Here is a 14,568-nt window from a genome sequence, read left to right as displayed (position 1 = left end):
CCCTTCATTGTAAGGCCGAGATCGGCGGCTGGCCCCTGCCGAAGGCGGGGTGGATCCATTCTCCAATGACGGCCAACAAGCTGAACTGCGACCGCGTTCCTTGAATTGTTCATTTTTTGTGATTTCAGACCCTAAAGACGTTCAGCCAGCGGCCGTTATTCCCAATTCAGGGAATCGTCTCACTCAAACAGGGGTTGGCTGTGAATCATGTGTATCGCGTGGTCTTCAATCACGCGCTGAAGTGCGTGCAGGTGGTGTCCGAATTCGCCCGTGGCGGCCGCAGCAGCGCGGGCACCGACCGCCGCCGCGCACCGCGCCTGGCCCCGCTGTTCACCGGTATCGCGCTGGCCTGCATGGCGCCGGCGGCACTGGCGATCAATTCGATCTGGATAGGTCCGCCGGGCAGCGAGTGGAACGTCGGCAGCAGTTGGATCAACGGCGTCCCGATCGACCGCGGCATCGATACGCCCAACGACACAGCCTACGTCAACAGTGGCGGCGTGCGGATCACCGGCACCCTTGTGCCCGATGCCGACGAAGTGCACATCGGCAACACCGGCGCCGGGCGGCTGGATATCTTCGCGGGCGGCAGACTGGACACCAACACCCTGTACATGGGCACCGAGGTGGGCTCGCTGGGCGTGGCGACGATCAATGGCGTGGGCTCGCAGTGGAACGCCCGCTACAGCATCGGCGTGGGCCACTACGGCACGGGCGAGCTGTCGATCCTCAATGGCGGCAGCATGACCATCGACCGCGAAAGCTACATCGCCTCGATGGGCGGCAGCACCGGCTTGGTACGGATCGTAGGGGCTGGCAGCACGTGGAACACCGGCGACACCCTGTACGCCGGCCAGGCCGGCACTGGCACCGTGGAAGTCACGGCGGGCGGCCTGCTCAACGCACGCGGCACCCTGGTCGGCAACCTGTTCGGCAGCGTGGGCCAGGTCACGGTGAGCGGCACCGGCAGCCACTGGGAGAACGCCGGTCTGCTCTACATCGGTCAACTGGGCAAGGGCACGGTCACCGTCTCTGACGGCGCCACGGTGGAAACGCACGGTCTAACGATCCTGGGCAACCAGGCCCTGTCGGCCAGCAATCGTTCGCGCGGCGACCTGATCGTGACCGGCAGCGGCTCCACCTTCAACACCAGCAGCGGCGCGATAATGGTCGGCAACGCCGGTGTAGGCGCCATCGAGATCCGGGACGGAGGCGCGGGCCAGTTCGGTGGGGTGACCTTCGGCCAGACCTCGTCGGGTGTCGGAACGGCCTTGATCACCGATGCGGGGTCGACTTGGGAAAGTGGGTCACTGGTTCTGGGCATGAACGGTTACGGCCGTTTCGACCTGCGCGATGTTGCCACTGCAACGGTGCGCGGCAACATCTCGCTGGGTGAGGGCAACTTCGGTGCCGGCTATCTGCTGGTGGGTACGGACGCCACGCTGGACATGACCAGCGCCACGCCGGCCACCATCACCACCGGCAGCAACGGCACCGGGTGGGTGGAACTCAACGGCGGGACGCTTCGCGCCAGCACCGCGCTGCGCGTGGACAGCGCAGTGCAGATCGGTGCAGATTCTGTCCTGGATGCCCGCCAGGCGGTGCTGGTGCGGGGCACGATCAGCGGCAGCGGCCGGCTGCGCAAGGACGGCGGCGGCACGTTGAATCTGGCCAACGTCGACAACAGCGCGTGGACCGGTGGCCTGCAGGTCGACAACGGCACGGTCTGGGCGGCCGGCAGCCAGTCGCTGGGTCGTGGCTGGCTGGGCATGGCCGATGGCACCTCGCTGGGCCTGTTCGATGGCATAAACCTTACCAACGCGGTGCAGATGCTGGGCGACGTCACGGTGATGGTCGCCAGCGGTGAGAGCGCCACCCTGTCCGGCGGCGTGAGCGGCGACGCCACCACCCAGCTGATAAAGCGCGATGCGGGCACCTTGACCCTAGGCGGCGGTACGGTCGGGCTGACCCGCGTCGAAGCGGGCACCCTGCGCGTCACCGGCAATGCCTTGAACGGCGGCAACGTCGAGATCGGTAGCGCCGGTACGTTCGCCATCGATACCACCCGCGTGCTGCAGTACGCCGGCCAGTTCAGCGGCGGCGGCACCCTGCGCCAGGGTCGTCACTTCCTGACCTTGACCGGCGACAGCAGCGCCTTCATCGGCAACACGGTGGTTGATGGCGGCATGCTGGCGGTTGAAGGTGCACTGGGTGGCCAGCTGCAGATGACCAACAACGCCCTGCTGGCCGGCAACGGCAGCCTGGGCAGCGTGCAGCTGCTGGGCGGCAGCGTGCTGTCGCCGGGCAGCCGCGTGGCCGGCAGCATCGGCCGGTTGTCGATCAGCGGCGACCTGCTGTTCGATGCGAGCGCCACCTTCCAGGTGGATGTGGCCGCCAATGGCAGCAGTGACTACGTCGGTGTAGGCGGCAAGGCCACGCTGGGTAACGCCGGCACGGTCGCCGTCGCGGCCGCAGGCGACTGGGCACCGTCCACCCGCTACACCCTGATGACCGCCGATGCCGGCGTGGTGGGCACGTTCGCGGGGGTGACCAGCAATCTCGCCTTCCTCGACCCGGCGCTGAGCTACGACGCCAATCATGTGTACCTGACCATGGCGCGCAACGACATCGCCCTGCCAGAGGTGGAGCTCGCGTTCCCGGAGGTGGTGCTCAACACCAACCAGAAGCAGGTGGCCGGCGCGGTGGAAGCGCTGGGCGATGGCAATGCCGTGTACGACGCAGTGGTGCGCCTGGAAGTACCGCAGGTGGTGCCGGCCTTCGACAGCCTGTCCGGTGAAGTGCATGCGGCCACCCGTGGCGCGCTGCTGCAGAACCGCTTCCTGCACGATGGCATCGACCGCCACCTGGATGGCCGCGCGATGAGCGGCGACATCGCCCCGGGCGTCAGCGTGTGGCTGGCCGGTAGCGGTGGCCAGCTGCGCACCGACGCGTCGGCCGAAAACGCGGCATCGCGCGTCCAGCAGCAAGGGCTGATGGCCGGTGCCGGCTGGCAGGTGGGCGAAGCGCTGGAACTGGGTGTGGCCGCTGGTCAGCAGCAGTTGGACAACCGCCTGCGCGAGCGTGCGGCCGTGGCCGAGACCGACGCCACCGAGTACGGCGTGTACGCCCACTACCGCTGGCAGGGCCTGAGCCTGCGCGGCGGCGTCACCCGCGCCGACTACCGCACCGACACCACCCGCACCGCGCAGATCGGCACGGCCTTCAGCGAGCAGCTGCTGGCCCGCGAAGATGCCACCGGCACCACCGCGTTCGTGCGTGCCGGCTGGAGCTTCGGTGGTCCGCGCCTGCAGCTGACCCCGGAAATCGAGCTGGCCCAGGTGCGGCTGAAGAGCGATGGCAGCCAGGAACGCGGTGGCGACAGTGCACTGCGCCTGGCCTCGGGCGACAGCGACTACCGCACCGGGCTTGCCGCGTTGAAGGCGGACTGGGACATCAGCGGTGGCCTGCAGGACCGCGCGGTACTCAGCGCACGCGTGGGCTGGCAGTACGCCGACGGTGACCGCCTGCCGACCACCACCGCCCGCTTCGTCGGTGGATCGCAGGACTTCACCATCGCCGGTGCGCCGTTGGCACGCAGCAGTGTGCTGGCGCAGCTGGGGGTGGCGGTGAGCCCGAGCGCCAACAGCCGCGTGTCGCTGCAGGTACAGGGCCGTGACGGTGATGGCCAGCGTGATGTGGGGGCGCAGCTGGACTGGTCGGTGGCGTTCTAAACGCCCTCTTCGGAAAATGGTGCAGCCACCCATGGGGTGGCTCTACCGGATCCAACGAAGAAGCGCGCCCTGGGGCGCGCTTCTTCGTTTGGGCCGCGTCAGCCACGCAGGGCGTGGCTCTACCGCATTGTTCCGGGCCCTTACCGGTTGATTACGTAGTCCGCAATGATCCCGGTGGCGATTGCCACCAGCAGCAGGTTGCCGCGATCATCGCGGATCCACTGGTGGTCCCGCGGCGGGCGGCGCACCGAGTAGCGGCTGTAGTCATTGACCACGTAGACCGGGCCGCCATAGTACTCACGGTAGCGGTGACCACGCGCCCAGCCGTAGGAGCCATACCCCGGCGCCGGACGATAGACCACACGCGGCGGCGGCGGGCCCGGACGGTAGTAACCACGGTTGTCGTAGCGATGATCGTAACGGCGGTCGTGGCGAACCTCGCGACGGTCATGACGATCGTGACGGTCATGGCGATCGTGGCGGTTGTCGCGGCGGTCATCACGCCACTCGCGGCGGTCGTGACCGCGGCCACGATGGTCATCGGCGAAGGCCGGAGCCACGGTGCCCAAGGCCAGCAGCGAGGCAACGGCCCCGACCACAAATCGATTCATGCGCATGACTGGCCTCGCTTGGTGGGTTGATGTCTCCATGATGCGCACCGCGTCTGAACGGTCTCCGGCTGGAAACGGTTTCCAATTCAAGGGCTTTGACCCCGCATTCAGGCGGCGGCAAGGCCCAGACCCGGGGTCTCCCGGCGGCCCTGATCGCTTCCGGCTATAATTGCCCCATCCTTTTCTTCTTCTGTTCCTGTTCCGTCCGGAACGGGCGCAGGGTTGCGCCTTCGGAGAGCTCATGTCCTCGCAATACATCTACACCATGAACCGCGTCAGCAAGGTGGTCCCGCCCAAGCGGCAGATCATCAAGGACATCTCGCTGTCGTTCTTCCCCGGTGCCAAGATCGGCCTGCTGGGCCTGAACGGCGCCGGCAAGTCCACGGTGCTCAAGATCATGGCCGGCGTGGATACCGATTTCGAGGGCGAAGCCCGCCCGCAGGCCGGCATCAAGGTCGGCTACCTGGCCCAGGAACCGGAGCTGGACCCGACCAAGACCGTGCGTGAAGCGGTCGAGGAAGGCGTCGGCGAAGTGCTGCAGGCGCAGGCGCAGTTGGACGCCGTCTACCTGGCCTATGCCGAGGAAGGCGCCGACTTCGACAAGCTGGCCAAGGAACAGGAGCGCCTGGAGGCGATCCTGGCCGCCGGCGATGCACATACCCTGGAAAATCAGCTGGACGTGGCCGCCGATGCGCTGCGCCTGCCGCCGTGGGATGCGGTGATCGGCAAGCTGTCCGGTGGTGAAAAGCGCCGCGTGGCGCTGTGCCGCCTGCTGCTGCAGAAGCCGGACATGCTGCTGCTCGACGAACCGACCAACCATCTGGACGCCGAGTCCGTGGAATGGCTGGAACAGTTCCTGGCGCGCTACACCGGCACCGTCGTGGCGGTCACCCATGATCGCTACTTCCTGGACAACGCCGCCGAGTGGATCCTGGAACTGGATCGCGGCCGCGGCATTCCGTGGAAGGGCAACTACACCGACTGGCTGATGCAGAAGGACGAGCGCCTGAAGCAGGAAGACAACCAGGAAAAGTCCCGCCAGAAGGCGATCCAGAAGGAACTGGAGTGGTCGCGCCAGAACGCCAAGGGTGGCCGCACCAAGGGCAAGGCCCGTCTGGCCCGCCTGGAAGAGCTGCAGTCGGTGGATTACCAGAAGCGCAACGAAACCAATGAAATCTTCATCCCGCCGGGCGAGCGCCTGGGCGCCTCGGTGATGGAGTTCAAGAACGTCTCCAAGAAGTTCGGCGATCGTCTGCTGTTCGACGAGCTCAGCTTCCTGGTGCCGGGCGGCGCGATCGTCGGCATCATCGGCCCCAACGGTGCCGGTAAGTCGACCCTGTTCAAGATGATCACCGGCCAGGAAAAGCCGGATTCGGGCGAGATCACCGTCGGCCCGACCGTCAAGCTGTCCTATGTGGATCAGAGCCGCGACGCGCTGGAAGGCAACCACAACGTCTTCCAGGAAATCGCCGGCGGCCTGGACATCCTCAACATCAACGGCATCGAGATCCAGTCGCGCGCCTACATCGGCCGCTTCAACTTCAAGGGCCAGGATCAGCAGAAGCTGGTCGGTTCGCTGTCCGGTGGTGAGCGTGGCCGCCTGCACATGGCCAAGACCCTGCTGCAGGGTGGCAACGTGCTGCTGCTCGATGAACCGTCCAACGATCTGGACATCGAAACCCTGCGTGCGCTGGAAGATGCGCTGCTGGAGTTCCCGGGCAACACCTTCGTGATTTCGCATGACCGCTGGTTCCTGGATCGCATCGCGACCCACATCCTGGCGTTCGAAGGCAACTCGCACGTGGAGTTCTTCCAGGGCAACTACCGCGAGTACGAAGAAGACAAGCGCCGCCGCATGGGCGACGACGCCGCGCCGAAGCGCCTGCGCTTCAAGGCGCTGAAATAAGAAAGGAAAAACGGCCGCGCACTGCGCGGCCGTTTTGCATTCCGCTAGGTCACGACCGTTGGTCGTGACACCTTTCGCCACGAGATTCCCCCATGTCCCTCCCCGAGCGCCTTTTCCAGCTGCAGCAGCACGGCACCTCCGTGCGCACCGAAGTGCTGGCCGGCCTGACCACCTTCCTGACGATGTCCTACATCGTCTTCGTCAACCCGGACATTCTGGGTACCACCGGCATGGACCCGGGTGCCGTGTTCGTCGCCACCTGCCTGGCCGCCGCACTGGGCTCGCTGGTGATGGCGTTCGCGGCCAACTTCCCGGTCGGCATGGCCCCGGGCATGGGCTTGAATGCGTTCTTCGCCTTCACCGTGGTCGGTGCCGCCGGCCTGCCCTGGCAGCAGGCGCTGGCCGCCGTCTTCATTTCCGGGCTGGTGTTCCTGGTGCTGTCGCTGACCGGCGTGCGCGCGTGGCTGGTGGCGGGCATCCCGCCCTCGCTGCGTGCGGCGATCGTGGCCGGCATCGGCCTGTTCCTGGCGATCATCGCGCTGCAGAAATCCGGCGTGATCATCGCCAATACCGACACCTTGGTCGCACTGGGGCCGCTCAACACGGCGCCGCCGCTGTTGGCGCTGGCCGGCTTCCTGTTGATCGCCATTCTGGAAGCCCGCAAGGTGCGCGGCGCGATCCTGATCGGGATCCTGGCCGTGACCGGTGCCGCCTGGCTGCTTGGTGATGTGCAGTTCCACGGCCTGATCTCGCTGCCCCCGAGTCTGGCGCCGACCTTCCTGCAGTTGGACCTGCCCGGCCTGCTGCACCACGACGGCGGCGCGCCGATCGCGGTGTTGCTGCAGGTGGTGCTGGTGTTCGTGCTGGTGGAGGTGTTCGATGCCACCGGCACGTTGTATGGCGTGGTCGGGCGTGCGGGACTGCTGAAACTGCCCGGCGCGCAGAAGCGCTTCGGGCGCGCGTTGCTGGCCGACAGCACGGCAATCGTGGCCGGCTCGCTGCTCGGCACCAGCAGCACCACCGCCTTCGCTGAAAGCGCGTCGGGCGTGCAGGCCGGTGGCCGCACCGGCCTGACCGCGTTGGTCGTGGCCGCGCTGTTCCTGGCCGCCCTGTTGTTCTCGCCGCTGGCGGCGATGGTGCCCGGCTACGCCACCGCCCCTGCCCTGCTCTTCGTGGCCGGGCTGATGCTGCGTGAGCTGGTCGATGTGGACTGGGGCGATCTGACCGAATCGGTGCCGGCCGCGCTGTGTGCGTTGGCGATGCCGTTCACCTATTCCATTGCCAATGGCCTGGCCTTCGGCTTCATCGCCTACGCGGTGCTCAAGGCCGGCACCGGGCGCTGGCGCGAGGTGCACCCGGCGGTGTGGCTGGTGGCCGGGCTGTTCGTGCTGCGTTACGCACTGGAATGAGGGTGCGCCTACCGACGCGCGGTCGCCAGGCGGCGGATCAGGCCCAGGCCGGCCGCAATTGGCCGTCGGCGGCGAAGCGGTAGCGACCCTCGTACCAGCCCAGCGCAAACAGGCTGAGCACCTGCTCGTAGTAGCGCGGCGGTGCGGCACGCTGCTGCTCCGGTGTGGGCAGGGCAGCCGCCATCGCCTTTGCCCGGTCCGCTTCGCCCTGCGCCTGCAGGTACGGCACCAACGCCGCCTCGAAACCGTAATTGCCCGTGCCTTCGCGCGTCCCGGTCAGCGTGTTGACCTTCTCCGGGATCGGCTGCCCTTCGCGCAGCGCGCTCAGCGGTCCGTGCAGCGCCTCCAGCACCGGGCGGAAGCTGGGATCGTTCACCGCGGTCATGCCGGCCCACAGATAGCAGCGGATGGCGTCGTAGCTGCCGACCGGCCCCTTGTCCGGGTCGGCGATGAAACCGCCGTTGCGCCACGCCGTCCAGTCCGGCGCGAAGCCGTGCGGCGCCGTGTCGCGCAGCAGTCGCACACTGTTGCCGATCACGGTGGTCCACGGCCCGGTCGGGTCCAGTGCAGCGAACCGGCGCAGCAGCGGCAACGGGACGTAGCTGGGATTGAAACGCCAGGTGTCTTCGGTCGCAAAGCCGTTCGGCCCCGGCATCAGCATCGTGCCCAGGCCCGGCACATTCACCACTTCCTGCGCCAGGATCGCGGCCAGCATCGCCTCGGCGGTCTGCCGCAGCGCGGGCCGTTTCCACAACCGGGCCGCTTCGTGCAGGGTGTAGGCGAGCCACACATCCGAGTCGCTGGCCGGGTTGTCGTCCAGCACCTTCCAGGCGCCGGCAGCATCGCGCCCCCACAGCCAGGCCGGCAGGCGCTGGGCCATGCTGCCGCCGGCGAGGTTGTCCTCGGTCCAGCGCAGGAGGCGATCGAACAGCGGCTGATCGTTGTCCACCAGCGCAAAGAACAGCGCGTAGGACTGGCCTTCGGAGGTCGAGCGCTGGTCGGCGTTGTTGTGGTCGACCATGCGCCCGTCCGGGGTCACGCTGGAGGCGCGCATCACCTGCCACGCCGTCCACGGGCCGGGGCCACGTGCCGGACCATTGGCCGAACAGGCCAGCAGCGGGGTCACGGCCAGCGCCTGCAGCAGGCGGCGGCGCATCGGGTGGAACGCTCGGGAATCAGTCACGGCACATCAGCCTCTTCGCAGCAGGAACCCGCCAAGCCTGCGGGACGCCCGCGGCCAGGTAAAGCCTGGCAGCGGGCCGGTCATCAGCGCATGACGGCGATCATTCACCCGAGGCGTACGGCGAGCGCAGCGGCTGCGGCTGCTTGCCCAGCCCGGCACCGAGGCGGTCGAGCAGGAAACGCAGGTACAGGCTGGTGCCGAACTGCCGGTAGTCACGCGCGTTGTTGAACTCCATCCGCCCGCCCAGGAACAGCTGCGAAGACAGCTGCCATTCGGCGGCGGCGCTGAGGTTGTAGGACACGCCGGTCTTGGTCTGGCCGGTGTAGACCGGATCGACATACTCCGTGGTCAGCCCCAGCAGCGCGGCCATCGAGGCGGCCTCGTAGGCAGCCTGCTGCATGGCCGGATCGGTCGGGAAGTACGGCGCGGCCTCTTCCTTGAAGTGCTGCACACCGACGCTGGTATCCAGCTGCCAGGCCACGCGGCCGCTGGAAGTACGACCGTTCCAGTGCACCGGGAAGCCGACATCCACGTAGCGCTGCGGGCTGAAGTAGCCACCATGGCCGTAGGTGAAGCCGCTGAGGTTGCGGTCGTATTGCATCGCGGTCAGGTTCAGGCCGGCGGTCAGCGACTGGTTGGTGGTTTCCAGCGCGTGTACGTACACGCCCACGCCGACTTCCTGGCGATCGTTGTCGGCCACGTTCTCGCCTTCCAGGCGGTGCCACGACGCACTGGCGTAGCCGCCCAACTGACCGTTGTCGACGGTCGCGGCGAGCTTGGCGCCGCTGGCGGTCACCCCGCCCCAGCGCAGCCCGTTGCGCCCGTCTTCCACACCGGCGAACGACAGCAGGCTGTCGGTCACGGCGCGGCGCGATGCTTCGCCGGACCAGGTCAGCGCATCGCCGATCTGACCGCGGTAGCCGATGCCACCGACGATCTGGGTGTCATCGAAGCCGATCGGCGTGCTGCCGACATCGGCGCGGAAGCCACCACGTTCGTAACCCACCGAGACGCCGGCACCGCTGGCATCCTGCGAACTCATGCGGCGCGCACCGGCAGCGTTGGCCACCATCGCGTACAGGGTGTCCTGGAAGGCTTGCGGGGTCTGTGATCCACCCCCGCCCTGGGACAGGGTCTTGAGCTGGGCCTGCTCGGCCGCCGTCAGGCCGCGCACGAGGCCGGCGTTGCCCAGCACCTGGGTGGCAATGTCGCTGATCGGCGTGTTGGCCAGATCGCGGCTGAGGATGTAGCTGGGCAGCGGATCGGCGAACAGCAGCGCGCGCGCAGCCGCCGCACGTTCGGCCTGGGTAAGCGAACCATCGGTCTGGTTGAACAGCTCCTGGTAACGGCCGTTGTCCAGGGCGCGGTCGTAGATCAGATTGCGGGTGGCATTGCTCTCGCCACGCGTCAGCAGCGTCTGGTACAGCGACGAGCCGACCAGGTCATCGACCGGTGTGCGGTCGGCGGCCAATGCCCCGGCCAAGGCGGCCTGCGGGCCACCGCCGAAGCGGCTGGCACTGGTGTATTCGGGATCCGGGCGACCGGCATCGAGCACGGTCGGGGTGACCGTGACCTTGAGCTTGCCATCGCCGACCGCGAACTGCCCTTCCAGCGGCACCTGCAGATCATCGAGCTGGCCCATGCCGGCTTCACCCGCGCGGGTGCGGTACGCCGCGCCGACCGCCAGGCTGCTGCTGTTCTCGGCCTTGAGCGCACGCAGCTCATCGAGCACACCGTTGCCCGTGGTGGCCGGCGGCAGCGGGCCAAGCGCGGTGTTGCGCGAGGCGCGCGGCGCGCTTGCCTGGCTGGGCACCTGGCGCGAGCCGGGCACCGGCAACGGCAGGGCGACGCCGCCACTGGCCGCGGCGGTGGCCATGACCGGCTCCGGCAGGCCATCGGCATCGATCACCGGGGTCACGCTGGCCGGGCCCAGGCTCATGCCCATCGCCGGCCCGGCGTCCATCGGCAGCGGTTCGGCAGCCAGGCGTGCGGTGGCGGCCGGCAACGGCAGGCCACCGTCGCGCAGCGCCGCGGTACGGGTGACACCGCCACGGTTGAGCCCGGCGAACGGGTTGAAACTGCCACCGCCTGCCAGCATCGCGGTGCTGGCCTGCGGATAGCCATTGTCGAGCTGGCCACTGCCCTTCGCGGCGGCGGCCAGCGATGCGCGGAAGTAGCTTTCGGCGCGGCGGTTCTTGCCGGCCGCGCGATACACGCGCCCTGCCGCCGCCAACACATCCGGCGATTCCGGCGCCTGCTTCAGCGCGCGCTCCAGATACTGTTCGGCCAGGTCCATATCGCGCATCGCCGCGGCACTGCCAGCCGCGGCGACCATCGCATCCAGATCGCCCGGCGCCAACTGCAGCTGCTGCTGATACAGCGCCAAGGCCTGGCCGTTGTCGCCCGCGGCGGCATACAGCCGTGCCAGCGCAGCGATGTTGCGCGGGTCCTGCGGGCGCTCGGCCAAGGCCGGGGCGAGCACCGCATAAGCACCTTCCAGATTGCCCAGCTCACGCAGCGCATCGACCTGGCGCAGCACGTAACCGCTGCGCAGATCGTTCAAGCGGGTCTGCTGGCTGGCCGAGAGTGGCACATCGGCGAGCTGGCGCAGGATCGCGGCGACTTCGCCATCGCGCCCGGCGCGCAGCAGCACCGAGGCATATTCCAGGCGGTTGTCGACGCTGGGCGAACCGCCTTCGATCAGACGCTGGGCGAGCACGAGGGCGCGTTGCTGGCTGCCGATGTCGGCGTAGGCACCGGCCAACGCGGCCACGATGGATGGATTCTTGACCCGGTCGCCGAGTGCAGCTTCGGCGCGGGCCAGCAACAGCTGCGCCTCGCCGCTGCGCTGGCGCTGCATGAGCGAACGCGCCTGGGCAGCCTGCACCTGCACCCACGCGGTGTCGTGCAACGCGGTCATTTCCGAATCACGCGACGCGGTGGGAATGCGTTCGAGCAACGCGTAGGCACGCGGCCAGTCACTGTTTTCCTGGGCGAACAGGGCCTGCGCATACAGCGAGGTCGCCGAGCTGTCGTCCAGCGCGCGCAGGCCTTCGATCACCCCGTTGGCCTGGTCCGGACGACCCGCGCGCGTGTACAGGCGCGCCAGCTCCAGCCGCAGCCACGGATCGCGCGGCTGCACCAACAAGGCGTCTTCGAGTTCGATCTGCGCCATCTCGATGCTGCCTTCGGCCAAGGCCTGCTGCGCACGGGCGCGGGCCAGGTTGGCACGCAGCACGGACTGGCCGCCGGCGCTTTCCTGCTGGGCCGGGGTCAGCCGGTCGAACAGTGCGGCCGCTTCATCGGCGCGGCCAAGACGGCCAAGCAGGCCGACCAGGCCCTGCAACGCACCGGCATTGCCGGCATCCAGCTCCAGTGCCTTGCGGTAGCTGCGTTCGGCCGCAGCCGGATCGCTCCCGCTCTGCAGATCGGCAAGCGCAACGTAACCCGCAGGCTCCTTCGGCTGCAGCGCGATCACCTGCTGCACACGGGCGATGGCATCGCTGCTGGGCTGGCGACGCACGTCCTGCAGGGTCAGCCAGTAGCGCGCGGCATCGGCCGCGCTGCGCCACTTGCCGTTGATCGCAGCGGCCGGACGCAGCAGTTCATTGGCTTCGCCGAAACGTTCCTGACGCAGACGTACCGAACCCAGCCCACCGAGTGCCTCGGCATCGCGTGGCCGCGCGCGCAGTACCTGCGCAAAGCGTGCTTCGGCCTGGGCCAGATTGTTGCTGTCCAGCGCGCGGAAGCCTTCGCCGAGCAGGCGCTGGTTCGGGTCCTGCGGCACGGGACGGTTGGCCACGGCCTGCTCGCGCAGCTGCGCCTGCTTGGCCGCCACTTCACGATCATTCGGCACCACGTCCAGGAAGGCCTGGTACAGCCCGGCATCGGCGGTGGTGGCGTTGAGCCACAGCAACGCCTGGCGCCAGGCTGCACGCGCGGGGCCGGCGGTGTCGGTGGCCTGGCTGAGTGTCCGCAGCTGGGCGATGCCCTCGCGGCGGGTCGGCTCGCGGTAGGTCAGCACCTGGGCCAGCGCGAGCTTGGCCGGGTTGTTGTTGCCGGTGGCGATACGGCGCAGGCCATCGCGCGCGCGCGTCCAGCCTTCCGGCGTACCGGCCAGTACCTGGTAGTACTCCAGCGCCAGATCATTGGGCGGACCGCCCGCACCGAAGGCCTCGTCATAGGCACGTACCGCTTCGACATAGCGACCGGCCGCCGCCGCGCGCCGTGCGGTCTGCAGCTGGTTGCCACCGCCGCCACCGCCGAGCGCCATGCGCAGGCGCGTGGTCTGCGCCGAGGATGGGTGGCGTGCCTGCAGCTGCTGCAGCCGCTTCTGCGCCTCGGCGCGGCGGCCCTGGTTGAGGTCGATCAGGCCCAGGCCCAGCAAGGCGTCGGCCTGGTTGGGGTCGGTCGCCAGCAGCTTGCGCCATGCATCGGCGGCCAGATCCTCACGGCCCTGGTCCTGCCAGTAGTTGCCCTGGCTGACCAGTTGCTGCGTCGAGGACGCGTTCTGCGCGAAGGCCGGCACGGTCAACACACACAGGCCAACCAGGCAAAGAGGTGTCAGGGTCTTGCGGAACATGGCGAACTCCACGCGGGCAGCAGTCGCCCATCGGCAGAAAAACGGTAGCGGCGATCCATCCAGCCCTTGCCGAACAGCACCAGGGCACGATCGTAATAATTGAGGGTGCCGGCGGCGGGAATCCGCGCCAACTGTGCCTTGGCCAATGCAGGTTGGCCAAGCGCGCTGAGATACGGCAGCAAGGCGGCAGCAAAGCCGGGCGACGGCGCCCCGCTGCCCACGCCCAGGCGCGTGTCGATCTTCTCGGCGAAGCCGGTCTGCGCGCGCAGCATCGACACCGGGCCGGACAGGCCATCGAGCAGCGTGCGGCGCAGCGGGTCGGCCGGATCGGTCATGCCCGCCCAGAGGTAGCAGCGGATCGCATCGTAGCTGCCCGTGCCGCCCTTGGCCGGGTCGACCACGAAGGCCTTGCCGTTCCAGGCGATCCAGTCCGGCGCGAACCCGACCGGCGCGCTGGCGCGCATCATCGCCACGCTGCGCTCTGCCAGTCGCGCCCACGGACCGCGCGCATCGACGGCGGCGAAGCGGCGCAGCACGAACAGCGGCAGGTAACTGGGATTGAGCGTCCAGCGGTCGGCCTGGACGAAGCCGCGGTTGCCCGGCAGCAGCATCGGCCCGAAGCCGGGCAGCTCGACGATTTCGGCCGTGCGCATCAGCGCGAGCGTCTGCCGCCCGGCCTCGACCAGGCCCGGACGCTTCCACAGGCGGCCGGCTTCCAGCAGCGCATAGGCGATCCACAACTCACCATCGGAGGCGGTGTTGGGGTCGAGCACGCGGAACTGTCCATCGGCCGCCTTGCCCCACAACCAGGCCGGCAGATTGAGATCGGCGCGGCCGCGGCAGAGGTGGCGGCGGGTCCAGGCAAGAATGCGGTCGAACAGTACCGGATCGTTGTCGACCAGCGCGAAGAACAACCCGTAGGACTGCGATTCGGAGGTGCTGCGCAGGTCCGTATTGAGGTGATCGACCACGCGCCCATCCGGCTCGACATGCCGATCGACGAACGCACGCCACTCGCGCCACGGCGTACCGCAGGCCTGCGCCAGCGCATCCAGCGGCAGCACGGCGGCCGCACCTGCCGCCGCGAGCACCTGCAGGAAGCGGCGGCGGGTGGGCGCCACCGCTGGGACGGACAGGTCGCGCATG

7 protein-coding genes are annotated in these 14,568 nt (G+C 68.4%); 3 read left to right on the top strand and 4 right to left on the bottom strand.

The genetic code is table 11. The annotated features are described in order from the left end of the window. The first annotated feature begins 200 nt into the window (after positions 1-200). A complete protein-coding gene (locus AC13F7_RS16200) occupies positions 201-3,731 on the top strand; it encodes an autotransporter domain-containing protein (protein WP_483002119.1) in 3,531 nt (1,176 codons plus the stop codon). Between the two features lie 140 nt (positions 3,732-3,871). On the opposite strand, the gene AC13F7_RS16195 is transcribed toward AC13F7_RS16200, so the two are convergent. Beyond that, complete coding sequence (locus tag AC13F7_RS16195; RefSeq protein WP_121042664.1) at positions 3,872-4,348, bottom strand: RcnB family protein; 477 nt, start codon at positions 4,346-4,348, stop codon at positions 3,872-3,874. A 235-nt stretch (positions 4,349-4,583) separates the two neighbouring features. Between AC13F7_RS16195 and ettA the strand changes: the two genes are divergently transcribed. Together ettA and AC13F7_RS16185 are read left to right on the top strand one after the other, a co-directional pair. Continuing rightward, positions 4,584-6,248, top strand: a complete 1,665-nt coding sequence (gene ettA, locus AC13F7_RS16190; protein WP_088433936.1) for an energy-dependent translational throttle protein EttA — start codon at positions 4,584-4,586, stop codon at positions 6,246-6,248. A 92-nt stretch (positions 6,249-6,340) separates the two neighbouring features. Further along, positions 6,341-7,657: an NCS2 family permease gene (locus AC13F7_RS16185; RefSeq protein ID WP_483002116.1), complete on the top strand. Its 1,317-nt coding sequence runs from the start codon at positions 6,341-6,343 to the stop codon at positions 7,655-7,657. Between the two features lie 37 nt (positions 7,658-7,694). Here the strand turns inward: AC13F7_RS16185 and bcsZ (AC13F7_RS16180) are convergent, their stop codons facing one another. The 3 genes from bcsZ (AC13F7_RS16180) to bcsZ (AC13F7_RS16170) form a co-directional block, all read right to left on the bottom strand. Then, positions 7,695-8,813: a cellulose synthase complex periplasmic endoglucanase BcsZ gene (gene bcsZ, locus AC13F7_RS16180; RefSeq protein WP_481468771.1), complete on the bottom strand. Its 1,119-nt coding sequence runs from the start codon at positions 8,811-8,813 to the stop codon at positions 7,695-7,697. A gap of 127 nt (positions 8,814-8,940) precedes the next feature. Continuing rightward, complete coding sequence (locus AC13F7_RS16175; RefSeq protein WP_483002114.1) at positions 8,941-13,422, bottom strand: cellulose biosynthesis protein BcsC; 4,482 nt, start codon at positions 13,420-13,422, stop codon at positions 8,941-8,943. Further along, entirely contained in the window at positions 13,404-14,567 is a 1,164-nt protein-coding gene (gene bcsZ / locus AC13F7_RS16170) for a cellulose synthase complex periplasmic endoglucanase BcsZ (RefSeq protein ID WP_481468632.1), read from the bottom strand. Before bcsZ (AC13F7_RS16170) ends, AC13F7_RS16175 begins: the two co-directional genes overlap by 19 nt. Position 14,568: the final 1 nt, after the last annotated feature.

Source organism: Stenotrophomonas sp. K-6, assembly GCF_056861555.1.
This window is presented reverse-complemented; position numbering and strand designations above follow the sequence as displayed.